This is a genomic window from Shimia abyssi (genome assembly GCF_003014475.1).
Taxonomy (GTDB): Bacteria; Pseudomonadota; Alphaproteobacteria; order Rhodobacterales; family Rhodobacteraceae; genus Shimia; species Shimia abyssi.
Map to the genome: position 1 here is coordinate 301,897 of NZ_PYGJ01000003.1, position 22,050 is coordinate 323,946.

The 22,050-nt window shown below is 57.8% G+C and carries 20 protein-coding genes and 1 tRNA gene; 12 read left to right on the plus strand and 9 right to left on the minus strand.

Features of this window, described 5'->3' with window-relative positions:
* Positions 1 to 94 precede the first annotated feature (94 nt).
* Together CLV88_RS08060 and CLV88_RS08065 are read left to right on the plus strand one after the other, a co-directional pair.
* A complete protein-coding gene (locus tag CLV88_RS08060; RefSeq protein ID WP_106607857.1) occupies positions 95 to 1,501 on the plus strand; it encodes a divergent polysaccharide deacetylase family protein in 1,407 nt (468 codons plus the stop codon).
* Between the two features lie 460 nt (positions 1,502 to 1,961).
* Positions 1,962 to 2,597 (plus strand): sulfotransferase family protein, encoded by a 636-nt coding sequence (locus tag CLV88_RS08065; RefSeq protein ID WP_106607858.1) that lies wholly within the window; start codon positions 1,962 to 1,964, stop codon positions 2,595 to 2,597.
* 103 nt (positions 2,598 to 2,700) lie between these two features.
* On the opposite strand, the gene trpE is transcribed toward CLV88_RS08065, so the two are convergent.
* From trpE to gpt, 5 genes are all read right to left on the minus strand, one after another.
* Positions 2,701 to 4,212: an anthranilate synthase component I gene (gene trpE, locus CLV88_RS08070; protein WP_106607859.1), complete on the minus strand. Its 1,512-nt coding sequence runs from the start codon at positions 4,210 to 4,212 to the stop codon at positions 2,701 to 2,703.
* 20 nt (positions 4,213 to 4,232) lie between these two features.
* Entirely contained in the window at positions 4,233 to 6,074 is a 1,842-nt protein-coding gene (locus CLV88_RS08075; protein ID WP_106607860.1) for a peptidylprolyl isomerase, read from the minus strand.
* Between the two features lie 172 nt (positions 6,075 to 6,246).
* Positions 6,247 to 7,422, minus strand: coding sequence for an aminotransferase (locus tag CLV88_RS08080; RefSeq protein WP_106607861.1), 1,176 nt, complete (start codon positions 7,420 to 7,422; stop codon positions 6,247 to 6,249).
* Positions 7,423 to 7,511: 89 nt separating this feature from the next.
* Positions 7,512 to 7,820 carry a putative quinol monooxygenase gene (locus CLV88_RS08085; protein ID WP_106607862.1) on the minus strand — a complete coding sequence of 103 codons (309 nt, stop codon included), beginning with the start codon at positions 7,818 to 7,820 and terminating at the stop codon, positions 7,512 to 7,514.
* Between the two features lie 34 nt (positions 7,821 to 7,854).
* Positions 7,855 to 8,358: a xanthine phosphoribosyltransferase gene (gene gpt, locus CLV88_RS08090; protein WP_106607863.1), complete on the minus strand. Its 504-nt coding sequence runs from the start codon at positions 8,356 to 8,358 to the stop codon at positions 7,855 to 7,857.
* 275 nt (positions 8,359 to 8,633) lie between these two features.
* Between gpt and CLV88_RS08095 the strand changes: the two genes are divergently transcribed.
* The 4 genes from CLV88_RS08095 to CLV88_RS08110 all read left to right on the plus strand — a co-directional run bounded on the left by CLV88_RS08095 (position 8,634) and on the right by CLV88_RS08110 (position 10,786).
* Complete coding sequence (locus CLV88_RS08095; protein ID WP_106607864.1) at positions 8,634 to 9,080, plus strand: universal stress protein; 447 nt, start codon at positions 8,634 to 8,636, stop codon at positions 9,078 to 9,080.
* A gap of 116 nt (positions 9,081 to 9,196) precedes the next feature.
* Positions 9,197 to 9,805: a COG3904 family protein gene (locus tag CLV88_RS08100; protein WP_106607865.1), complete on the plus strand. Its 609-nt coding sequence runs from the start codon at positions 9,197 to 9,199 to the stop codon at positions 9,803 to 9,805.
* Positions 9,806 to 9,906: 101 nt separating this feature from the next.
* Positions 9,907 to 10,242 carry a cupin domain-containing protein gene (locus tag CLV88_RS08105; protein WP_106607866.1) on the plus strand — a complete coding sequence of 112 codons (336 nt, stop codon included), beginning with the start codon at positions 9,907 to 9,909 and terminating at the stop codon, positions 10,240 to 10,242.
* Between the two features lie 31 nt (positions 10,243 to 10,273).
* Positions 10,274 to 10,786 (plus strand): GNAT family N-acetyltransferase, encoded by a 513-nt coding sequence (locus CLV88_RS08110; protein WP_165798837.1) that lies wholly within the window; start codon positions 10,274 to 10,276, stop codon positions 10,784 to 10,786.
* Here CLV88_RS08110 and CLV88_RS08115 read toward each other — a convergent pair.
* On the minus strand, positions 10,783 to 11,526 hold the full coding sequence (locus CLV88_RS08115; RefSeq protein ID WP_106607868.1) for a L,D-transpeptidase family protein: 744 nt from the start codon (positions 11,524 to 11,526) through the stop codon (positions 10,783 to 10,785). The two genes, CLV88_RS08110 and CLV88_RS08115, sit on opposite strands and share 4 nt — an antisense overlap.
* A 12-nt stretch (positions 11,527 to 11,538) precedes the next feature.
* Positions 11,539 to 12,348, minus strand: coding sequence for an enoyl-ACP reductase FabI (fabI, locus tag CLV88_RS08120; RefSeq protein WP_106607869.1), 810 nt, complete (start codon positions 12,346 to 12,348; stop codon positions 11,539 to 11,541).
* A 148-nt stretch (positions 12,349 to 12,496) separates the two neighbouring features.
* Here fabI and pdxH point away from each other — a divergent pair, with 148 nt between their 5' ends.
* The 4 genes from pdxH to CLV88_RS08140 all read left to right on the plus strand — a co-directional run bounded on the left by pdxH (position 12,497) and on the right by CLV88_RS08140 (position 14,440).
* On the plus strand, positions 12,497 to 13,102 hold the full coding sequence (gene pdxH / locus CLV88_RS08125; RefSeq protein ID WP_106607870.1) for a pyridoxamine 5'-phosphate oxidase: 606 nt from the start codon (positions 12,497 to 12,499) through the stop codon (positions 13,100 to 13,102).
* Between the two features lie 102 nt (positions 13,103 to 13,204).
* The gene (locus CLV88_RS08130) at positions 13,205 to 13,771 is read left to right on the plus strand and encodes a cold-shock protein (RefSeq protein WP_106607871.1); all 567 of its coding nucleotides are present in this window, start codon (positions 13,205 to 13,207) and stop codon (positions 13,769 to 13,771) included.
* Positions 13,771 to 14,271, plus strand: a complete 501-nt coding sequence (locus CLV88_RS08135; RefSeq protein ID WP_106607872.1) for a DUF192 domain-containing protein — start codon at positions 13,771 to 13,773, stop codon at positions 14,269 to 14,271. Before CLV88_RS08130 ends, CLV88_RS08135 begins: the two co-directional genes overlap by 1 nt.
* 92 nt (positions 14,272 to 14,363) lie before the next feature.
* A tRNA-Pro gene (locus tag CLV88_RS08140) sits at positions 14,364 to 14,440 on the plus strand.
* A 30-nt stretch (positions 14,441 to 14,470) separates the two neighbouring features.
* Here the strand turns inward: CLV88_RS08140 and CLV88_RS08145 are convergent.
* A complete protein-coding gene (locus CLV88_RS08145) occupies positions 14,471 to 15,259 on the minus strand; it encodes a phosphodiesterase (protein ID WP_106607873.1) in 789 nt (262 codons plus the stop codon).
* Between the two features lie 651 nt (positions 15,260 to 15,910).
* On the opposite strand from CLV88_RS08145, the gene CLV88_RS08150 reads away from it, so the two are divergent.
* Both CLV88_RS08150 and CLV88_RS08160 read left to right on the plus strand, forming a co-directional pair.
* Complete coding sequence (locus CLV88_RS08150) at positions 15,911 to 19,579, plus strand: vitamin B12-dependent ribonucleotide reductase (protein ID WP_106607963.1); 3,669 nt, start codon at positions 15,911 to 15,913, stop codon at positions 19,577 to 19,579.
* Positions 19,580 to 20,030: 451 nt separating this feature from the next.
* Positions 20,031 to 20,276 carry an EF-hand domain-containing protein gene (locus tag CLV88_RS08160; protein WP_243403603.1) on the plus strand — a complete coding sequence of 82 codons (246 nt, stop codon included), beginning with the start codon at positions 20,031 to 20,033 and terminating at the stop codon, positions 20,274 to 20,276.
* Between the two features lie 51 nt (positions 20,277 to 20,327).
* On the opposite strand, the gene CLV88_RS08165 is transcribed toward CLV88_RS08160, so the two are convergent.
* Positions 20,328 to 21,866 (minus strand): trimethylamine methyltransferase family protein, encoded by a 1,539-nt coding sequence (locus CLV88_RS08165; protein WP_106607875.1) that lies wholly within the window; start codon positions 21,864 to 21,866, stop codon positions 20,328 to 20,330.
* Between the last annotated feature and the right edge of the window lie 184 nt (positions 21,867 to 22,050).

Here is a 22,050-nt window from a genome sequence, read left to right on the forward strand (position 1 = left end):
GTCGCGGTATACATGCTCAGGCTTGGCACAAAGGGTCAAGGGGGGCGCGGGCAGTATCGCCCCAATAAACGAGACAAAACAGAGGGCAGAGCACATGTTGCGTGGATTTTTGTCAGGTATCCTTTGGGGCGGTGTTGTCGTCGTGGTGGTGGTGAGCGTAGCGTCTTTGTTGGCGCCTTTGCCAGCGACGGTGAGCCCTCAGACCACTGCTGTAGAAGGCATAGAAGGGTCCGAAACCGCACCGAACCAGGGGACGGATGCAGGTGCGTTGACTGAAACGTCGAGCACAGATGCGACCGTGGAAGACCCGTTGCAGACCGATGTTGCGGAACCCGAGGCCGGAGAGATACCACCGCTGACAGATACAGAATCAGCGCCCCGCCCCGAAGTTGGTGCTTCTGATAGTGCGTTGAATACGCCGGATAATCCAGATGCGGGTGGCGCGGTACACGTCGAAAGTGAAAACCCGGTTCTGCCTAATCCGCAGGCGGAAAACCCAAGCACTCCCGCGCCTGAAGACGAGCCGTCGATTTCCAACAACCCGCCACAGCCACAGGCGCCAGAGGTGACAGAGGAAGGCGCGTTCCCGACCCCCGCGCCGACTGAGACGGTCGATGGCGGGGCAGGGGAAGCTGTTGATAATGAAGAAGAAGTTGCTGATCTGACTCCATCGGCCGAAGACGGCGCGCCGGATGCTGAGGCCAGCGACGAGTCACTTTTGACCCCTGCAGGCGACCTAGATGAAAGCTTTGAACAGCGCACATCCGAGCGGTTGCCAACGGTGGGCGAAGACACAAGCGAGACGGAAGAAAGTGCAGCGCCCGCGCCACGCCCCTTTGTGGCAAATGCCGAACCGCTTGATAACCCTGCTGGTCAGCCGGTGATGTCGATTGTGCTGGTGGATGTTGGCGATGAGACTGTGAACACCGAAACATTGCAGAGTTTCCCTTATCCTCTGAGCGTTGCGGTTTCGACTTTGGACGCGCAAGCTGCAGAGAAAGCTACGAAATACCGAGAGATGGGGTTTGAAGTTCTGGCCCTAATCGACCTGCCAGCTGCGGCGGCTGCAGCGGATGTTGAGGTCGCGATGGAAGCACATCTGTCGGTGATGTCAGAGGCGGTTGCGGTCATGGAAGGGTTTGATGACGGGTTGCAAGGCAGCCGCGAAGTGTCGGATCAGGTGACCGATGTTTTGGCTAGCGAAGGCTATGGAATGTTGATGCTTCCCAATGGGTTGAACACCGCACAGAAGCTGGCGGCCAAGGAAGGCGTGCCTTCTGCTACCGTGTTTCGAGACTTTGACAGCAAAGGGCAATCCGCAGTTGTGATGCGCCGTTTTCTGGATCAGGCGGCGTTTAAGGCGGCGCAGACGGATGGCGTGGTCATGGTGGGGCGCATTCGCGAAGATACCATTGCGGCGCTGCTGCTGTGGGGGCTTCAGGATCGCGCGAGTACGGTGGCATTGGCCCCGGTCTCAGCCGCGCTGAACACCATCGACTGAGCGCGCGAATCAGTTGCGCGCAGGCAATAGTTAATAGGCCAAACGCATGTCGGCAGAACGTCGGTATCGCGTCGGTATAACATCGGTATTTTTTCCGCACGAAGAGCGTTACCTGTGCGCTCGGTCGCTTGGGCGTTTGGCAACCTATTTGTTGCAGACTGACGTGTTGGTCCGGGTGCATCGGGGCAGATGCCGCGAATTGCTCTCGCTCAGAATACGGTTTTGCCACCGCGAAGCGGTAGCCTGTGTGGCTTTGTGATTTGGGCTGGCGGGGGGCGGAACGAGCAATGCGAATGCCTGATGATACCCACGCTAACCCCTCGCGCATTGCCTGTTGCAAACCCATAACCGAAAGCCTGACGCATGCGCAGCCGGTTTGGATTTCTGGAGCTTTGCTCGAAACCTCACCGATTCCCGGCTTTTGTGGTACGGTAGAAAAAGTAGGGCAGGAGGGAACGCGATGTCATTGAATGTGGTCGGAAGCGGCTTTGGTCGAACGGGTACGATGAGCATGAAGCTGGCTTTGGAGCAGCTCGGGCAGGGGCGATGCCATCATATGGAGGAAGTATTCGAGAATCCTTGGCAGGCGCCGTTTTGGGCGGCGGCATTGCGTAATGAGCAAGTCGATTGGGACATGCTGCTGAATGGGTACGGGGCCACTATGGATTGGCCTTCAGGGCATTTTTGGCGAGACCTGTTGGCGGCTAATCCGGACGCCAAAGTGATCCACACAACGCGGTCAGCAGAAAGCTGGTGGGCAAGCTATTCCGAAACCATCATGAAGTTTCTGGAAGTCGCCGTTGACGACCCGGCCAATCAAGGGGTGGGGCGCGAAATGAGCGAATGGTGCGTTACAGCGTTTGGTCGCACATTTGGTGCGGACTATCGAGACCGGGAGGGTGGTCTGCGCTCGTTTGAGCGGCGATTGGCAGAGGTGCAGGAAGCAGTGCCTGCGGATCGATTGCTGGTGTATCCGGTAGGTAGTGGATGGGAACCACTGTGTGAGTTTCTGGAGGTTCCGGTGCCAAAGGAAGAATTCCCACGTTCAAATGACCGGTCTGAGTTTTGGGAGAATTTTTCTCCTGATGCCGAGTAAGAGCAGCGTAAAATACTGCACATATCCCGCTTTGCAGGCGGGTTGAAAACCGACTGCAAAGCGTTATGCATTCACATTGTCCAACTGATTTCTTGGCTAGCGTTTAGTCATTTCGGTTGCCGCCAAAGCGGGCTGCATCAGCAGCGGCGCGGCGGATGGCGTTGGATTTGTGCACGGTTTCCATGAACTCGGCCTCGGGATCGCTGTCATAGACAACGCCACCACCGGCCTGCACATAGAGCTTTTGATCTTTGACGATGGCGGTGCGCAGGGCGATGCAGATATCCATGTCGCCACCTGAACTGAAATAGCCCACTCCACCCCCATAGACGCCGCGCTTTTCCGGCTCCAGCTCGTCGATGATTTCCATCGCGCGCACTTTGGGGGCACCGGACACAGTGCCTGCGGGCATACCGGCAAAGAACGCATCCAGCGCGTCTTTGTCATCGGCCAGTTCGCCCACGACGTTGGACACGATGTGCATCACGTGGCTGTAGCGTTCGATGATGAATTGTTCGGTCGGGCGCACGGTGCCGATTTTAGAGACGCGGCCCGTATCATTGCGGCCCAGATCGAGCAGCATGAGGTGTTCGGCCAGTTCCTTTTTGTCCGCGAGGAGATCCGCCTCAAGGGCGTTGTCCTCCTCCGGGGTGGCGCCGCGGGGGCGGGTGCCTGCAATGGGGCGAATGGTGACTTCGTCGCCAAAGACCCGCACGAGAATTTCGGGGCTGGCCCCGACAACCTGAAAGCCGCCAAAGTTGAAGTAGAACATGAACGGCGACGGGTTGGTGCGGCGCAGCGAGCGGTAGAGCGCGAAGGGAGGTTCGCGAAATTCCTGCGTCCAACGCTGTGCAGGCACGACCTGAAAGATGTCACCGGCGCGGATGTAATCCTTGGCCTTTTCGACCGCTTCCATATAGCCCGATTTGGTGAAATTTGACACCGGGGGCGCGATTTCATGCGCGTCGCCAAGGTTGCGGGCGGCCTGAGGCATGGCGCGTTCGAGGTCGCGCACGGCGTCCATCACACGTTCGGCGGCCTGCGCATAGGCGGCACGGGCGGATTGCCCGTCAGAGGCCCAAGCAGGCGAGACCACGGTCACTTCGCCTTTGACGCCATCGAGCACAGCTACGACCGAGGGGCGCAGCATGACCGCATCGGGCAGGCCAAGCGGATCAGGGTTGACGTTGGGCAGGTGTTCCACAAGCCGGATCATGTCATAGCCGAGATAGCCAAAGAGACCAGCTGCGGCCTGTGGCAGATCGTCGGGCAGGTCAATGCGGCTCTCGGCGATGAGGGCGCGCAGGTTGGCAAGCGGGTCGCCATCCTGATCCGTGAAAGCGTCGCCGTCAAAGCGCGCAGTGCGGTTGATGCGGCTGGTGGTCCCGTGGCATTGCCAGATCAGATCAGGTTTCATTCCGATGATAGAGTAACGCCCGCGCACTTCTCCTCCGGTAACGGATTCGAGCATAAAGGCGTCTTTATGCGCGCCGGTCAGCTTGAGCATCAGCGACACAGGTGTGTCGAGATCCGCAGCAAGGCGCGCATAAACGATCTGGTTCTGTCCGGCCTCGTAGGCCGGGGCGAAATCCTCAAAGGAGGGGACGAGATCCACGGAACGATACCTTTCGTGGCTTATTGTATCTGCACGTGCACTGCATCCAGTGCCTGCTGACTGATGTTGATGTCAAAGCTTTGTTGCAGGGCCTGTGCGTAGGCGTCAAAAATGTCCTGCGAGATGCTTTGACCAGCCTGTTGTGTCACACCGGTGACCAAGGCGGCAATCTGGGGCGAGTCGTTTTGCGGCGCGTTGATTGCGTTCAGGCGCACAAGCGTCAGGCCGCCCGCATCCGAAATAGTACGGATTTCGCCCGGCTGCATCTCGAACACCTGAACCATGAAGTTGGCAGGGGTGCCGGGCACAAAGGCTGAGCGATCCTGACCAGTTTCTTCGATGGCATTGAAGCCGAACGAGGTGAAATCGGTGCCTTCCTGAAGGCGTGGCATCAGGCGGGCGACAAGGGCGTCGAGCGCCGCAGAGGTTTCTGCGTTGGTCCACGCAGCAACCACATCGGCGCGCACATCTTCCAGCGGGGCGGGGTGCGCCTCGGTGTCGCCTTCAAGACGCACGGCAAAGATGCCGCCGTCGCGCAGGGTTTCGATCTGTGGGAAGTCGCTGTCGGTGACGGATGCGGCCAAGGCGCGGAATGCCTCGTAACCCGCAATCGGGTCGGTTGCACCGGGGTGCCAGTCAAGCGTGCCGATTTGCATGTCGGTTTCGTCCGCCAGCTCTTCGAGGGTGGCGCCGGCGGCGAGCAGATCGTCGATATCGCTAATCTGGGTTTCGATCACACGGCGGGCACGATCGGCGGCCAGCTCATCGCGCAGCACAGGCAGCGCGTCTTCAAAGCTGGTAGATTGGGCGGGCAGGATGGCGTTGACGCGGAACAGGGCCGGGCCGAGATCGGAGGCAACGGGGCCTGCGATTTCGCCGGATGCGGCGGCAAAGACCACCTCGCCGGATTGACCAAGGTCGGCCTGGGTTACATCGCCCATGTCGACATCAGACAGCGTCAGGCCGCGCGATTCGACCAGCGCCTCAAACGTGGTTTCGCCCGCGTCGATCTGATCTTTGGCAGCCTGTGCTGCTGCCATGTCGCCCAGGACAACACGTTCGACCAGTCGGCGCTCGGGGCGGTTGAATTCGCTGTCACGCTCTTCATAGCGTTCGCGCAGGGCGGTTTCATCCACCTCGACCTGATCGATGATCATGTCGGGCGAGAGCCATGCAAAGGTGATCTGGCGCGTGGCGGGCACCATGAACTGATCAGTGTTGGCGTCATAATACGCCTGAACCTGCGCATCGTCTGGCGCGGGGATCGGGCGGGTGAGGTTATCTGCGCTCAGGCGGGTCCACGTAAAGTCGCGCTGTTCTGCGACATAGGCAATCAACGTATCGGCGTAAGAGGTGGGCATGGTCACGCCCGAGATAATCGCGCCTTGCAGGATCGAGCGGGCGGTGTCTTCGCGCATGCTGTCTTCGAATTCAGACTCGCTCATACCAGCCTGTTCCATGGCAAAGCCGTAGGCGTCGCGGTCAAATTCACCGTCAAGCCCCTGAAAGGCGGGAATGGCGAGCAGTTCGCGGCGCAGGTTTTCGTCGCCAATTGAGATGCCCAACCGGTCGGTTTCTGCATCAAGCGCGCGGCGGACCACGAGCTGGCCAAGAACGGCCCGATCAAGGCCAAATTGCTGGGCCTGAGCAAAGCTGACATTCTGTCCGGTCTGCGCACCCAAGGCGCGCAATTCGTCCTGAAGGGCGCGGAAATACTGGTTAATAGTGATTTCCTTGCCGCCGACATCACCAATGGTGCGGTTGACCCCTGAGAGCGAGGTGGCCCCAAAGCCTGCAAGTCCCAGCATGAGCAGCCCCATGAGGATCCACACAAAGATATTAGAGGTTTTTCCCTTGGACATATCGGCCCCCTGCGGCTTGGGATTTTTTATCTGTCGCGGATGTCTACGCGGTTGGTGCAAGGGGAGCAAGGGGGTGGTGTGGATGAGGGGGAAAGAGAGCGAAATCGGTAATGCAATGTGGGGGCCAGCCCCCACCCCCCCGAAGTATTTTTGGCAAGATGAAGAGCGCGGCCTAGTAGTGCGCGGTTGCGAGACGGGCGAACAACGATTGAATACCGGTTCGGTCGATATTGGCAAAGGCGATACGCAGTTGCCGGCGCCCGGATGGTTCATCGGAAGGCATGAACATGGTGCCGGGTAGTGCGAGAATGTGGTGATCGCGCACGAGCGCCTGTGCGAGCAGGTCGGAGGGCATATCAAATGGGTGTTGCAGGTAAGCGAAATAGGCGCCGTTACCCATCAGCGTCCAGCCTTTGGCCGTAAGGATCGGCATGGCGTCGGTGATCGCGGCGCGGCGGTCGAGAATTTCGTCACGCTCGCCTGCAAGCCATTGGGCAAGATTCTGCATTCCCCATAGGGCGGCGTGCTGGCCCAGCTGATTGGGGCAGATCGCAACTGTATCAAGGAATTTTTCCGCGCCCGCCAGCAGAACGGGGGAGGCGACCATGGCGCCGACGCGGTGGCCGGTGAGGCGGTAAGCCTTGGAAAACGAGTAGAGTTGGATCAGGGTGTTGGGCCAGTCAGGATCGGAAAAGAGATCATGCGGCGCGCCGGTCTGGGCGTGAAAGTCGCGGTAAGTTTCATCAACGATCAGCTTGAGGCCGCGAGATTTCGCCAACTCGTAAAAGGCGCGCACAAGGGAGGCGGGATATTCAACACCGCCGGGGTTGTTCGGAGTGACAAGCACAATCGCGCGGGTGCGTTCAGTGATCAGGCTGGCCGCCCGAACCGGATCCGGCAGAAGTGCCTTGTCTGTCGCCAGAGGCACGGCGTGCAAGCTCATCATATCGAGCCACATTTTGTGATTGAAGTACCATGGTGTTGGCAGAATGACTTCATCGCCCTCGGTGGTCAGGGCGGTGAGCGCGGCGCAGAACGCCTGATTGCAGCCTGAGGTGATGGCGACCTGCTCTGGCGTAATGTTGCCGCCATAGGCGGTGGACCATTGGGTCGCGACTTCGGCGCGCAAGGCAGGCAGGCCAAGCACCGGACCGTAAAGATGAGCCTCGGCCACGTGGAGGGCCGTTTCGGCAATCGCGCGGCGCAAGGGCTCGGGTGGGGGATCGACCGGTGCGGCCTGACTGACATTGATCAGCGGCTTTGCATCCGTAAATGTCACACCGTCCAACCAGCGGCGCGCCTCCATGACGGGTGGGGGAAAGGTGGTGGCGGTCCGGGGCAAGGTCATGGCGCAGCTCCTGAAAAGGCGTTGAGGGCGACCCTAAGTGTGAGCTGTCAGGGTGGCAACGCTCTGCGCCTTAAATGTTCCAAAAATTCTTATGTCGAAATAGGGGCGCCAACCGAGACTGAGTATTCGCGCGGGATGCCTTGGGTGATGGTGAACCAGTCGGACGCCTTGGTGCGGGTTTGATGCGCATCAAAGGCGGCTTGGGTGGTGAATACCTCGGCCACTGTAAAACGCCCCGCGATGTTGGCGTCTTCGACAACGTCAAAGGAGAGGCAGCCCGGTTCCGCGCGGGTCAGGGCGATGTGATCGGGCAAGGCGACACGCACGGCGTCCAGCCGGTTGGCGGGCACGTCTATATGGCCGCTCAGGAACACTCGGAGGTCTTTTGCATCTGTCATTTTGGCTGAAGCCTCCGAGTTGTTGCGTGAGGATTTAGTCGGTACCGCGGTAGGGTTCGACATATTGCAGGGCCATGTCCCATGGGAAGAAGATCCATGTATCCTGTGACACTTCGGTGATGAACGTGTCGACCATTGGGCGGCCTTTGGGTTTGGCATAGACGGTGGCAAAATGCGCGTTGGGATAAAGGTCGCGCACCAGTTCGAGGGTTTTGCCGCTGTCGACCAGATCGTCGATCACCAGAATGCCGGTGCCGTCGCCCATCATTTCCTGGTTGGGGGCTTTGAGTACTTCGGCTTCGCCCTGGCTCTGGTGGTGATAGGATTTCACGCTGATGGTGTCGACGGTGCGGATGTCGAGCTCGCGGCTGACAATCATCGCTGGGGCCATGCCGCCACGGGTAATAGCCACAACAGCTTTCCACGCGCCATTGTCAGGGCCCTGGCCATCCAGCCGCCACGCCAGTGCACGGCTGTCGCGGTGGATCTGGTCCCAGCTGATGTGGAAGCCTTTTTCGTGGGGCAGACGTTCGCTCATCTTGGTGTCATCCTTGCCTTCGATCTGAGTTGCGCCCTTCTATCAGAAGAAACCTGCAGCGCAAATGGAACCGTTTTCTGGCTGGTGCGGCGGGTTTTCGGGTTGCGCTATGTCAACGTGGCCAACGGGGTGGTGGCGTATACTTGATGGGTAAGAGCGGTTTTGTGAGCGGACTTAACGTCTGACACTTGGCCGGGCAGAGTGTCCGGTATCATCGCGATATGCGGCGTTGCGCATCGCTCCCGAACCGCCTTCGGCACAGTGGGAGATGAGATATGTTCAAGACAATTGTTGTGGGGCTCGACGGGTCGGAGACGTCGGACAGGGCCATGCGTGTGGCGTGTGATCTGGCGAAAACCTATGATGCGACGCTGCATCTGGTGCATTCGCCGCAGCCACAAACGGTGGCTTTTGCGACCGGAGCTATAGCGGGGTATCATATGGTCACAACGATGCCGTCCGAAAAGGTGGTTCGCGCTGCGGCCGAAAAAGTGATGGACGCGGCGCGCGAGATTGCGCGGGATGTTGGTGTAACTGTTGGAGAAACCCGCACTGATCGGGGCGACCCGGTGGCTCAGATTATCGATTGCGCCGAAGGGCTTGACGCCGATCTAATTGTGACCGGTCGTCGGGGGCTTGGAAGCTTGGGGGCATTGGTGCAGGGCAGCACGTCTTTGGGTGTTAGTCACAAGGCGCATTGTGCTTGTCTTTCAATTGTTTAGAAGGCGATGTTCATTTTGGATGCCATCCGTTCAGTTGAGAGTTCGGTGCGAGACTTGCAATGTCTGGCCAAGCCTGTAGCTGTTGACGCAACAAGGTTTGTTCCAGAGGCGGTTATATGGTGTTTTGGAAATGGTGCGGCGCGGGCTTGGCGGTTTTGCTGTCTGGCTGTGGGTTTGGCGGCTATGATCCGGTACAGTTTGAGGTGAATGGCGAAGCGATTGTGGCGCGTGGGGTCATTGATGCGTCAACGCTGCGTGCGTTTGACGAGATCACGGCGCAGTACCCGGACAACAAGGTGCTGGTTTTGCAGAATGTTCCGGGCTCGGCAGATGATGAAGCCAATCTGGTTCTTGCTCAGAAAGTGCGGGCGCGAGGGTTCAACACGGTGGTACCTGCCAGCGGAATGGTTGCATCTGGGGGGACGGATTTGTTTGTGGCCGGGGTGAACCGGGAACTGAAAGCGGGGGCCTGTGTCGGTGTACATAGTTGGGCCACGATTTTTTACGAGGGGCGCGATCTGGATCGGGATGATCCGGATCACCAGCCTTATCTTGATTTCTATGACGTCATGGGCATTCCGCAGTCATTCTATTGGTACACGCTGGATGTGGCTTCGGTGGATGACATTCACTGGATGACGGCGACGGAGGCGGACCAGTATCGAATGACGACCAGAGGTGGTGGCGCGTTGGGAGCAGATGCCAGTTGCGAGGCGCGGTTCTGATTTGGCGTAAAAACACCAGCGTTGCGTTGTTGGTGCTGCGCTGACAAGCTGATCCCATTCGCCGCGCCACCGGGGTGCGGCATTTCAGATTAGGATTGTATATGCCTTACCCCAAGTTCATTACAGACTTTCCCAGCATTGATGTACCGTTTCCCGAAGACGTTGTTGAAACGGCGGTAATCCGGTCTGACCAGGGGTTGGTCGCATTCTTCACCTTTCTCAAGGACATGGAATTGCCAACGCATTCGCATGGCGCGCAGTGGGGGACGGTTGTTGAGGGGGAAATTGAGCTGACCATTGGGGATGTGACCAAGGTGTATCGCGCAGGCGACAGTTATGACATTCCGGCCGGCGTGGAGCATGGGGCCAAGATCACGGCGGGTGCGCGGGTAATTGACGTGTTTGTAGAGGCGGATCGCTATCCGCTGAAAGAGTGATGTTGAGCGCTAGTCGCGAGGGATGCCGCGCATGAGCTTTAGGCTGGAATTTGTTGATACATTGCCTGACATACGCGCATTTGAGGCGCTGATGGTTGAATATTACCAAGTGATGGCGGGCAAGGTGGCCGCCATTGGCGGGCCGGTTTTGTCCGCACAGGAGATTGCGGCGGATACGATTGCGCATTTGCCCGAGATGACGCCGCCGGATGGGCGTTTATTACTCGCGATCTCGGATGAGGGCGCGTTGATCGGGTGCGGCGTGATCCGGCGGGTTCGCCCGGATGCAGCGGAGTTGAAACGCATGTATGTGCGCCCAGAGGCGCAAGGTTTGGGGCTTGGTCGACAGTTGTTTGAGATGCGTATCAATGAGGCGCGCAGAATGGGGTGCACAACCCTCTATGCCGATACGGTCAAGGGCAATCGGGCCATGTTAGCGATGTATGAAGGATATGGGTTCCGCTATATCCCTCGCTATGCAGAAAACGCCAATGGCCCGAAATTTGAGCCGTGGTTGGTGTATCTGGAGTACCGCTTGGATTAACGGGTCGCGACCAAGTAGCGCCCGTCAGTCACGGAGATTTGGGGCGGTATGCCGGTTGCCTCAAAACGGGCATAAGCCGGGGCGAGAGATTGCCAGAAGTCGAACCATTGGTGGGTTTTGGCCTGCGCCATTCGTTCGCTGGTCATGCGAAACGGAAAGGCGTGCACCGGAACATGGGCCTGTCCGCCGTTCAGGGCGGCCTCGACCAAGATATAGATTTCCTCGATCCCGGCGTCAGTCATGGCGTAACACCCCACCGAGACGCAATTGCCGTGCACCATGAGGTAGCTGCCGGTGCGCCCTTGAGCGCGGTCAAAGCTGTTTGGGAAGCCGAGGTTGAAGGAGAGATGAAAGCGGCTGTTGGGGTTTAGTGCGGATTTGGCGACGCGGTAGAACCCTTCGGGCGATTGGTGATCGTCCTCGGCGAGTTTGGGGCCAAGCGTGCCGGAATAGTTGCAGATATCGTAGCTGCGAAAGAGCTGGAACCGGTCGCCTGCGTCGACCCAGAGTTCAAGTTCGCTGGTTTCCTTGAAAATACGAATATAGACCGGTGCGCCAATGCGGAGGTTTTGTGCCGACAGGGCTGTCGAGAGGCGGGGCGTCTGGAACGCGCGCACCTCGGCAATGTTGGCGCGTGGACGCAAGGGTTCGGTTATTTGTGGCGGCAGATGGTCGCGCAAAATAAAGGCCCCGCCGATGGCGAGGCCCAAGAAAACAAGGAACCGCAGCAGCCAACGCATCGGCGCGCGCGCTTATTTACCGGCGTCGATGTCAGGCGCGTCGACGGCCTTCATGCCAACAACATGGTAGCCTGCATCCACGTGCAGGTTTTCGCCTGTCACACCACCGCCAAGATCGGAGAGCAGATAGAGCGCCGAATTGCCGACATCGTCGATCGTCACGTTGCGGCGCAGGGGCGAGTTCAGCTCGTTCCATTTCAGGATATAGCGGAAATCGCCAATGCCGGACGCGGCCAGTGTTTTGATCGGGCCTGCCGAAATGGCGTTGACGCGGATACCGTCTTTGCCGAGGTCTTCGGCGAGATATTTGACGGACGCCTCGAGCGCGGCCTTGGCCACACCCATGACGTTATAATGCGGCATGACCTGTTCTGCACCGTAATAGGTGAGGGTGAGGGCAGAGCTGCCTTCGCCCATCAACTTTTCGGCGCGTTGCATCACGGCGGTAAAGGAATAGACCGAGATGTCCATGGTCATCAGGAAGTTGTCTTTGGACGTGTCGACATAGCGCCCGCGCAGCTCGTTCTTGTCGGAAAAGCCGATGGCATGCACGATAAAGTCGATCTTGCCCCATTTGGCTTCGATCTCGGCAAAGGCGGCATCGATTGAGGCGGGATCAGACACATCGCAGTCGATCAGCGTTTCAACGCCCAACTTCTCCGCGAGCGGCACAACCCGTTTTTTGAAAGCGTCGCCCATATAAGAGAAGGCCAGCTCTGCGCCAGCGTCGGCACAGGCTTTGGCGATGCCCCAGGCGATTGATTTGTCGTTGGCCAGTCCCATGATCAGGCCACGCTTGCCCGCCATCAGTTGATTTGACATCCCGTCCACTCCGTCTTTTGTGCGTTGCTGGGCCAGAGAAATTGGTCCAGATCATGTTCGGTCCCGTTTAGGCGATAGTATCTGTTGCTTCAAGGGTCGTGACCTGCATGAGTGACCTTAAGGCAAACTGTAGCGTGGAGAACAGTGTATGAGTGAAAGAACAGGAATATTCGCCGGCGACGATCCGTTCGCGATTGCGCGCAGCTGGCTGGCGGAGGCCGAAAAGAGCGAACCCAACGATCCGAATGCGATTGCATTGTCGACGGTGGATGCAGACGGTTTGCCAAACGCGCGAATGGTTTTGTTGAAGGATATCGAGGACGCGGCGTTTGTGTTCTATACAAATTACGGCAGCGCGAAAGCACAGGAAATCGATGCGTCTGGAAAGGCGGCATTTGTCATGCATTGGAAGTCATTGCGCCGCCAAATCAGGGTGCGCGGAGTGGTCGAGAAAGAAGAGGGGCCGCAGGCGGATGCCTATTACGCATCTCGATCGCTGAAAAGTCGACTCGGTGCATGGGCTTCGCGCCAGTCAGAGCCGCTGTCATCGCGCAGTTCGTTGATGGCAGATGTAGCAAAAATAACAGCCAAGCTGGGGCCCAATCCCGAGCGTCCGCCGTATTGGGGTGGTTTTCGTATCACACCTGTCGAAATCGAGTTTTGGGCTGATGGGGCGTTTCGGTTGCACGACCGTTTCCGTTGGCGGCGCGAAGGCTCTGAAAAGGCATGGGAAATTCACCGATTGAACCCATGACATTCACGTAACGTGAATGACAACGCCTTGAAGGGGCGTTGTTTTTCCGCTTGCCGCGCCGGATCAATTGCCGCAGAGTCTTTGTCATCATGGGGATGATATATGACTAAGGTAAACGTTTTGACGGCAGATGATGATGGCGTCACGAGAATCTTTGGTGAGGTTAAGTGGTTCGATCCGGTAAAAGGTTTTGGGTTCGTCGTGTCAGAAGAAGGTGGGCCGGATATTTTGCTACACGCAAATGTCCTGCGCAACTATGGACAGAGTTCGGTCGCGGATGCGGCCAGAGTAGAGATCGGGATTCAGGAAACGGATCGCGGTGTGCAAGCGGTGGAAGTGTATCGAATAGATCCGCCCACGCAACAATTGGCGATCCCGTTGTCGGATTTTCAGGATCTGGACGAGGAAACCATTCGCTCGGCTCCGCTGGAACCGGCTCGAGTGAAGTGGTTCGACAAGGGCAAGGGGTTTGGGTTTGCAAACGTGTTTGGCAACTCGGACGACATTTTCCTGCATATCGAAGTGCTGAGACGGTCGGGGCTGGCGGACCTGCAACCGGGCGAGGCGCTTGCTTTGCGGGTGATCGAAGGACGTCGGGGCAGCATGGCGACCGAAGTGCAGGCCTGGGAAAATGCGGCGATCCTGGATGGGGACATGTTCGAGGATTGATGCGCCTGACATTGTACTGGCGGCGCACAGTCGCGCCGCTGGGAGCATTGATTCTGGCGATTGGCCTGAGTGCAGGGACCAGTGACGCGGCTTGTTCCGACGCGTCGTTAGAAATTCGCGGCGACTGGGGACAAGCGCGGTTTTCCGTGGAAGTTGCCGATACCGAGCGTTTGCGCAATATCGGTCTGATGCACCGCACACAAATGCCGAGCAGTGCCGGAATGCTGTTTGTCTATGACAGACCGGGACCGGTGTCTTTCTGGATGCGTAATACACTTATTCCCTTGGACATGTTGTTTGCAGATGAGACCGGAGTGGTGCGCCGCGTGCATTCGCGCGCTGTCCCGTTGGATGAGACAGCGATTCCCGGTGGGAATAAGATACAGTATGTCCTTGAGATTAATGGTGGATTGGCCGAAGCGATGGGAATCGTGGAAGGTAGCCAGATGCGCCACCCTGCGATAGCGGGTGATGTCGCGGCGTGGCCTTGTGGCGAATAAGGCCAAAACAAACTTTCTCGAAAAATTCTTTCGACAGGCGCGATTTGGGGCTTTTCATTCCGCAAGTGCAGCGCTAAACACCCGCCACGGTCCGGGGCGTAGCGCAGTCTGGTAGCGCACCTGTTTTGGGTACAGGGGGTCGCAAGTTCGAATCTTGCCGTCCCGACCATTTTCTACAAGAATACAACGTCGGTGGGTGTCAGTTTCTGACACCCACGTCGTATTTGCAGAACTGCGTATATTGCAGAACAACGCTGTCATCTTCGATATGCAACACACCGTAGTGCGGTGGTTCCTGTGCGGGTTCGAAGCTGTTCCAATCCCATTCCGGCCGTGGCGGCGGTGCCTGAATTGACAAGGCGCCAAGTGTGGCAAATGGAATACCGCGTACTGTGCCGGCGGTGGGGCGATGAACATGTCCGGCAAAGAGGTGTTTGACGTGATTGTGTCTCGCAAGCAGGCCGAGCAGGGAATCGGCTTCCTCCAGCATGATCTCATCCTGTTTGGGCAGGTGTAGCGCCAGTGGCGGGTGATGCATGAAGATATACGCGGGTTTATCAGCGGAGTGGGTGAGCACGTCATCAAGCCACGCAAGGCGCGTCGCACAATAGGTGCCAGCGTCTGAACCGGGCTTGTGGGTATCCAGACAGAGTATCGTACAATCGGGGAGTTCGACGACGAATTGCACGAATTCCGACGTTGTGGTTTCCGGCAACGTCAGGTTTCTGCGCAATGCCGGGCGATCATCATGATTCCCCATCATTGGATAGAAAGGGATGGCGGAGGCGTTTAGATGTATTGCGAGACTTTGATAGTCACGCTCAATGTCGTCGCCCACCAGATCACCGGATAAGACAATAAGGGCTGCGTCGGCGTGATGAGTATTTGCATGCTCGATGGCGGCCTCGAGGCGGGTGCGTGGGTTGAGACCCCTGATTGTGCCTTCGGTCTGAAAATGCGGATCGGTCATCCAGATCAGTTTGGTCATGTGGGCCTCTATATGTTGTGGCTGGATCGCGGAATTGTCAGATGTGTGCGCTGGTAGGATGTGGAGGAGGCTGCCGCAATTTTGAGCAGAGCGGAAGGGCGCAACGGACCATACGCCAGCGAATCGCAATGAGGTGGTTGGTGGTATTGTGTCGTTGTCGCAACGTTAGGGTAAATGTTGTATGCAGTAGAATTTTATCCCCAGATGTTGTGGGGAATTAGGGCAGGGTTTATGCCTCAACTCGTTTTTTTCTTGTGCCACAAGGCATTCCGCGACGGTCCTGAAACAGGTAGGGCACGCGCGTTAATCACCCGTTAACTTTTGGAATCGCAAACACCGTCCGAGCGGCATGGCACGGCGAAGTGGTCAACCGGGAAAATCTTACCGAATCGAAAATAAAGGCGTTGACCAAATGCGCGGTGATACGTCAGATTGTGGGGGCGGTTCAGCACAGCCACAAGATATAGTGGTTTCGAGCCAGGCAGGGACGGGTATCCAGTGAACTCCGGTAAGTCCGGAAGAAGGCCATCGGCAGCGTAAAGCTTTGCCGTGCCGGAAGAGTTTTCCTTGCCGCCACGTGAGTGGACCGTTCGCAACGCACACGCAATGACGTGGGCCGGGGACTATGACAGCTGGATTAATGGGGCAGCAATGAAAATTGAACGTAGATTCACCAAGGCAGGGCAGGACGCTTACACAGAGCTGGATTTTGTGACCACAGAGTCCGAAATCCGCAACCCGGATGGGACCATTGTGTTCCGGCTGGACGAAGTAGAAGTTCCCGCGCGCTGGAGCCAAGTGGCCAGCGATGTGATTGCGCAGAAGTATTTCCGCAAGGCAGGTGTGCCCAGCGAAATGAAGAAAGTGCGCGAAAAGGGCGTGCCTGAGTTTCTGTGGCGCTCGGTTCCGGCCAATGACGATGTTGAGATCGGTGGCGAAACCAGCGCCAAGCAGGTGTTTGACCGTCTGGCAGGGGCATGGACCTATTGGGGCTGGAAGGGTGGCTATTTCACCACCGAAGAAGATGCCCGCGCCTATTTTGACGAGATGCGCTATATGTTGGCGACACAGCGTGCGGCGCCAAACTCGCCCCAGTGGTTCAACACAGGTCTGCATTGGGCCTATGGGATCGATGGACCGGCGCAGGGGCATTATTATGTCGACTACAAGAGCGGCAAGCTGACCAAATCCAAGTCGAGCTATGAGCATCCTCAGCCGCACGCCTGTTTCATTCAGTCGGTTGCTGACGATCTGGTGGGTGATGGCGGCATTATGGACCTGTGGGTGCGTGAAGCGCGGCTGTTCAAATATGGGTCTGGTACAGGCACAAACTTTTCCTCCTTGCGCGCTGATGGCGAGAACCTTTCGGGCGGCGGCAAGTCGAGCGGGTTGATGGGTTTTCTCAAGATCGGGGACCGGGCGGCAGGCGCGATCAAGTCGGGCGGCACCACACGCCGCGCGGCCAAGATGGTGATCGTCGATGCGGATCACCCCGATATCGAGGAATACATCAACTGGAAGGTCAAAGAAGAACAGAAGGTTGCCTCAATCGTGGCAGGTTCAAAAATGCACGAGCAAAAGCTCAACGGCATTTTTGCAGCGATCAAGGCGTGGGATGGGGCCGAGGTTGACGCCTATGATCCCAAGGTCAACGACACGCTGAAAGCGGCCATTCGCGATGCGAAAAAGGTCATGATTCCAGAGACATATGTCAAACGCGTACTGGACTATGCCAAGCAAGGTTATGCCAGCATCGAGTTCCCGACCTATGACACGGATTGGGACTCTGAGGCTTATGCATCTGTGTCGGGTCAGAACTCGAACAACTCGATCCGGGTGACGGATGCATTTCTGAAAGCTGTGAAAGACGATGCAGACTGGGAACTGATCCGCCGTACGGATGGAACGGTTGCCAAGACGATCAAGGCACGCAAGCTGTGGGAAGATGTGGGACACGCTGCATGGGCCTGTGCCGACCCCGGTATTCAGTATCATGATACGGTGAACGCATGGCACACATGCCCCGAAGATGGCGAGATTCGCGGATCGAACCCGTGTTCGGAATACATGTTCCTGGACGATACGGCCTGTAACCTTGCGTCGATGAACCTGTTGGCGTTCCTCAAGGATGGGGAGTTTCAAGCAGAGGATTACATCCACGCCACACGCCTGTGGACGGTTACGCTGGAGATTTCGGTGACGATGGCGCAGTTCCCGTCCAAGGAAATCGCGCAATTGTCCTATGATTTCCGTACCTTGGGGCTAGGATACGCCAATATCGGTGGCCTGTTGATGAACATGGGCCATGGATATGACAGCGACGAAGGCCGGGCGATGGCCGGGGCATTGACAGCGATCATGACCGGTGTGGCCTATGCCACCTCGGCGGAGATGGCCGGTGAGCTGGGCGCGTTTGACGGGTATGCCCGCAACGCCGAGCACATGAAGCGGGTGATCCGCAACCACCGGCGCGCCGCGTATGGTCATACCGAAGGGTACGAGGATCTGGCGGTGAAGCCGGTTGCGCTGGATATTAGTAACTGTCCGGATCAAACGCTGGTGGCGTTGGCGAAGTCAGCGTGGGACGAGGCGCTGAGCCTTGGCGAGAAAAATGGTTACCGGAACGCGCAGACATCTGTCATCGCGCCGACGGGTACGATTGGTCTGGTCATGGATTGTGACACGACCGGGATCGAGCCTGACTTTGCGCTGGTGAAGTTCAAGAAGCTAGCGGGCGGCGGCTATTTCAAGATCATCAACCGGTCTGTGCCAGCCGCACTTGAGAACCTTGGCTATTCCAGCGCGCAGATCGAAGAGATCGTGTCTTATGCGGTGGGACATGGCAGCATTGGTAATGCGCCGGGCATCAACCACACGTCATTGATTGGGCACGGGTTTGGCCAGAACGAGATCGACAAGGTTGAGGCGTCGCTGGCGTCGGCCTTTGATATCCGGTTCGTGTTCAACCAGTGGACACTGGGCGAGGCGTTCTGCACCAATGTGCTGGGCATTCCGACCGAGAAGCTGAACGATGCGGGATTTGATCTGCTCACGCATCTCGGGTTTTCGAAGAAAGATATCGACGCAGCCAATGACCACGTCTGTGGGACAATGACGCTTGAGGGCGCGCCGTTCCTGAAGAAAGAGCATTATCACATCTTTGATTGCGCGAACCCTTGCGGGAAAAAAGGCAAGCGTTATCTAAGTGTTGACAGCCACATCACTATGATGGCCGCTGCGCAGTCGTTTATTTCGGGTGCGATTTCCAAGACGATCAATATGCCAAATGACGCCACAATCGAGGATTGTCAGCAGGCCTATGAATTGTCGTGGTCGTTGGGTGTGAAGGCCAATGCGCTGTATCGAGACGGTTCAAAACTGTCGCAGCCATTGGCGGCGGCGCTGGTCGAGGATGACGACGACGCGGCGGAAATTCTGGAAAGCGGATCGATGACCGAAAAGGCCGCGGTGCTGGCTGAAAAGATTGTCGAGAAGATCGTCGTTAAAGAAGTGGCCCGTGGCCGCGAAAAGATGCCGGAGCGCCGCAAAGGCTATACCCAAAAAGCGGTTGTTGGCGGGCACAAAGTGTACCTGCGCACGGGTGAATATTCGGACGGATCTTTGGGCGAAATCTTTATTGATATGCACAAAGAAGGTGCCGGTTTCCGGGCGATGATGAACAACTTTGCCATCGCGGTGTCGGTTGGGCTTCAGTATGGTGTGCCGCTGGAAGAGTTCGTGGACGCGTTCACGTTCACCAAGTTTGAACCGGCGGGCATGGTTCAGGGCAATGACAGCATCAAGAATGCGACCTCGATCCTGGACTATATCTTCCGCGAGTTGGCGGTGAGCTATCTGGACCGGACCGATCTGGCGCATATCAAACCGGAAGGAACGTCGTTTGACGATCTGGGCCGTGGCGAAGAAGAAGGTGTGTCCAACGTGTCAGAGCTGAGCGAAAGCACGGCGACGCGGTCTTTGGAAGTGCTTAAGCAGATTTCGTCGACCGGATATCTGCGCAAGCGTCTGCCACAAGAGCTGGTGGTGCTGAACGGGGGCGCTGGTGCGACCGCGCTAAGCAGTGCGGCGGATCCTGTGGCGACATTGGAGACATTGGTGCCGGAAACCGCGACGTCAACAACAACAGCTGCTTTGTCTGGCACAACGGTGGCGAGCTCGGGCGGTATGGACGCACGGGTCAAGGCCAAGATGCAGGGCTATGAGGGCGAAGCCTGTGGCGACTGTGGAAATTACACGCTGGTGCGCAACGGCACCTGTATGAAATGTAACACTTGCGGGGCAACCAGCGGGTGCAGCTGATCCTGGGGGAGGACCTTGGGTAGGGGGCTCCGGCCCCCGACGAAACAAAGAGACACGGAGCGGGTGCGCTCGCTTCGACGACATTCAGGCCGCAGGCAAAAAACATCGAGCGGTAATATAGAGTGAGCCTGAATGGCGAAACTGGGGGGCTGGATAGCCCCCCATTTTTTTGCCGACTCGAAATGGCGATGTGGCGGTGGCTTGCCGATGGTGGTTTGGGGCTGTTCTTGGCAGGGAATGGCCCGTTTTGAGCGAGCAGGTTGCCGGGATTTCGCCGAAATGGCCGAGACGCATTTGCGCAGGCGTGGCACCGCGCATGGTTTGCTGGGTTAACGGCAATTATTGGCGGGAAATGGTGTGGTTGGCGATTCCGGTGTGACGAATGTGCGGCGGAGTGGTGTGACTGAGGGCGTCCGGACACGACACATACAGTCATATAGGAGAACCAGACATGACTATGATAAAACCCGTATTGGGCACCGCCCTGACCCTGATCATTGCCGCATCTGTGCACGCACAATCAAACGCGGATGCAAATGGTGACGGGCTTTTGACCATTGAAGAGGTGGTTGCGGTTTACCCTGATCTGACCAATGACGTCTTTTCTGCGATGGACACCAATGGCGACGGTGTTTTGGATGCGGATGAGGTCGGGGCCGCACAGGACGCGGGCCTGATGCCGCCAGCGGACGGCTAACGAGAGACTGGCGGCGGTGGGGATTTCCTCACCGCCGCATTTTTTGTGGGTTTACGCGGGCAGATGGATATTGAACCGGCGGCGCAACGCATGATCCAGAATCGGATCAAAGCGGGCGGTTGACGGTTCGGACAACATTTTCTGTTTGCGCGTAGTGGCGTTTGTGATCAGGTCAGGTTTGTCTTTTTCGGCCCATTCTTTGGGTGAGGTTCGATCTCCAAGTGTAGGATAAACATGATCAATCTGCATTCGGCTAAGGGTGGCGTCCGTACCAAGATAGTGACCCGGCCCGCCGACGCAAACCTCGCGGATTTGTTCGAGCGCAAGCGTGGCGTCGTCGACCTCGATCCCGCGCACACAGCGCAGGGCCTGTCCGATCAGATCATCGCCTAGGATCAGGGATTCGTGGCAAAATCCCAGCAGTGAGGCGTGCATCCCGGCGGCTTCGTAGACCATGTTGAGACCGGAAAGACCGGCCATCACATTAGAACACATCTGTTCCCAACCGGCCTGCATGTCGGGCAGTTTTGAATCGCTGGCCCCGGCAGCGGCACCGCCGGGCAGGCCGTAGAATTTGTGCATCTGCGCGCAACCCGCCGAAAGCAAAGCCTGCTCGCCGGACCCGACGCTCATTGCGCCAGTCCGCAGGTCAAGGCCAAACGGCCATGTGCCAAAGATCGCCGGATGCCCGGGTTGAATCGCGTTGACATAGACCAGACCAGCAAGGCATTCGGCGGTGGCCTGAACGATGGCCCCGGCGATGGTAGAGGGCGCGGTGGCACCTGCCATTCCGGCAGAGAGCAGGAGCACGGGCATACCACCGCGTATGCATGCCTCCATCACCTCGCAGGATTCGGTGGCAAATTTCATCGGCGGCACGACGAAGCAATTGGAATTGCTCAAAAAAGGCCGCTCGCGCCATTTGTCTTCTCCGCCCGCGATCATGTATAGCATTTCAAGCGCGTCGGGGATGTAGGCCGGGTCAGTAAAGGAGGTGCCAATGTGTTTGGTGGTGCCAGAGCAGCACGCGTAGATGGTGTTGAGGTCCATCTCGCGGTTGTCGACCACGTCGCGTGCGACCATGGGGCGCTGGAGGAAGTGGATATTGTCGAGCTGATCGGTGATGCGGGCCGCGTCGTGCAGGTCCTGGAGGGTGCTTTCGCGGTAGGTGCGTCCGTCGGGTTCGACCATATGCACGGCAGCGCCCGCCGTACCATAATGCACGCGGTGGCCCGATAGATGCATATCATTGGCTGGGTCACGACCCGGTAAAGTGATGTCTTTACAGGCAATTGCGAGCGTGTCTTCGACCAGCGCACGCGGAAAACGCAAGCGTCCGTCATCGCCGAGAATGGCACCTGCGGCCGTCATGATGTCGATGCCGCTTTGGGGGGCGTCGATCAGGCCGATCTGTTCAAGCGCGTCCATTGCCGTTTCGTGGATACGCTGCATATCGGCGTCGCTGAGGGTGCGCAGGGTGCCGCCCTCCATACCGGGACGAATGGGGCGGATATCCTGGGCGAGCGGGGCAGCACGAGCGGCGCGACGCGCGGCGCGGCCTCCGGAACGACGGGTAGCGGGTGATGTCATGTGAGTTAAGGTCCTGTTCTGTCTGATAAAACTAAATTTCTTCAGACAGTCAGGGGCGCCCACGCGCTGCACGACCGCGTTCGGCCCCAATGGTGATGACCACCAGCTGAATTTTACAGCGAATACCCTGCATCACGTCTCCCTTGGGTGAACTGTGCGGGGGCGTAGGGGAGCTGTCTTATCC

Bases quoted from the DNA above. Each gene is read 5' to 3' on its own strand.
- CLV88_RS08060 (WP_106607857.1), top strand. From the start codon at position 95: ATGTTGCGTGGATTTTTGTCAGGTATCCTTTGGGGCGGTGTTGTCGTC.
- CLV88_RS08065 (WP_106607858.1), top strand. From the start codon at position 1,962: ATGTCATTGAATGTGGTCGGAAGCGGCTTTGGTCGAACGGGTACGATG.
- CLV88_RS08075 (WP_106607860.1), bottom strand. From the start codon at position 6,074: ATGTCCAAGGGAAAAACCTCTAATATCTTTGTGTGGATCCTCATGGGG.
- CLV88_RS08080 (WP_106607861.1), bottom strand. From the start codon at position 7,422: ATGACCTTGCCCCGGACCGCCACCACCTTTCCCCCACCCGTCATGGAG.
- CLV88_RS08085 (WP_106607862.1), bottom strand. From the start codon at position 7,820: ATGACAGATGCAAAAGACCTCCGAGTGTTCCTGAGCGGCCATATAGAC.
- gpt (WP_106607863.1), bottom strand. From the start codon at position 8,358: ATGAGCGAACGTCTGCCCCACGAAAAAGGCTTCCACATCAGCTGGGAC.
- CLV88_RS08095 (WP_106607864.1), top strand. From the start codon at position 8,634: ATGTTCAAGACAATTGTTGTGGGGCTCGACGGGTCGGAGACGTCGGAC.
- CLV88_RS08100 (WP_106607865.1), top strand. From the start codon at position 9,197: ATGGTGTTTTGGAAATGGTGCGGCGCGGGCTTGGCGGTTTTGCTGTCT.
- CLV88_RS08105 (WP_106607866.1), top strand. From the start codon at position 9,907: ATGCCTTACCCCAAGTTCATTACAGACTTTCCCAGCATTGATGTACCG.
- CLV88_RS08110 (WP_165798837.1), top strand. From the start codon at position 10,274: ATGAGCTTTAGGCTGGAATTTGTTGATACATTGCCTGACATACGCGCA.
- CLV88_RS08115 (WP_106607868.1), bottom strand. From the start codon at position 11,526: ATGCGTTGGCTGCTGCGGTTCCTTGTTTTCTTGGGCCTCGCCATCGGC.
- fabI (WP_106607869.1), bottom strand. From the start codon at position 12,348: ATGTCAAATCAACTGATGGCGGGCAAGCGTGGCCTGATCATGGGACTG.
- pdxH (WP_106607870.1), top strand. From the start codon at position 12,497: ATGAGTGAAAGAACAGGAATATTCGCCGGCGACGATCCGTTCGCGATT.
- CLV88_RS08130 (WP_106607871.1), top strand. From the start codon at position 13,205: ATGACTAAGGTAAACGTTTTGACGGCAGATGATGATGGCGTCACGAGA.
- CLV88_RS08135 (WP_106607872.1), top strand. From the start codon at position 13,771: ATGCGCCTGACATTGTACTGGCGGCGCACAGTCGCGCCGCTGGGAGCA.
- CLV88_RS08145 (WP_106607873.1), bottom strand. From the start codon at position 15,259: ATGACCAAACTGATCTGGATGACCGATCCGCATTTTCAGACCGAAGGC.
- CLV88_RS08150 (WP_106607963.1), top strand. From the start codon at position 15,911: ATGAAAATTGAACGTAGATTCACCAAGGCAGGGCAGGACGCTTACACA.
- CLV88_RS08160 (WP_243403603.1), top strand. From the start codon at position 20,031: ATGACTATGATAAAACCCGTATTGGGCACCGCCCTGACCCTGATCATT.
- CLV88_RS08165 (WP_106607875.1), bottom strand. From the start codon at position 21,866: ATGACATCACCCGCTACCCGTCGTTCCGGAGGCCGCGCCGCGCGTCGC.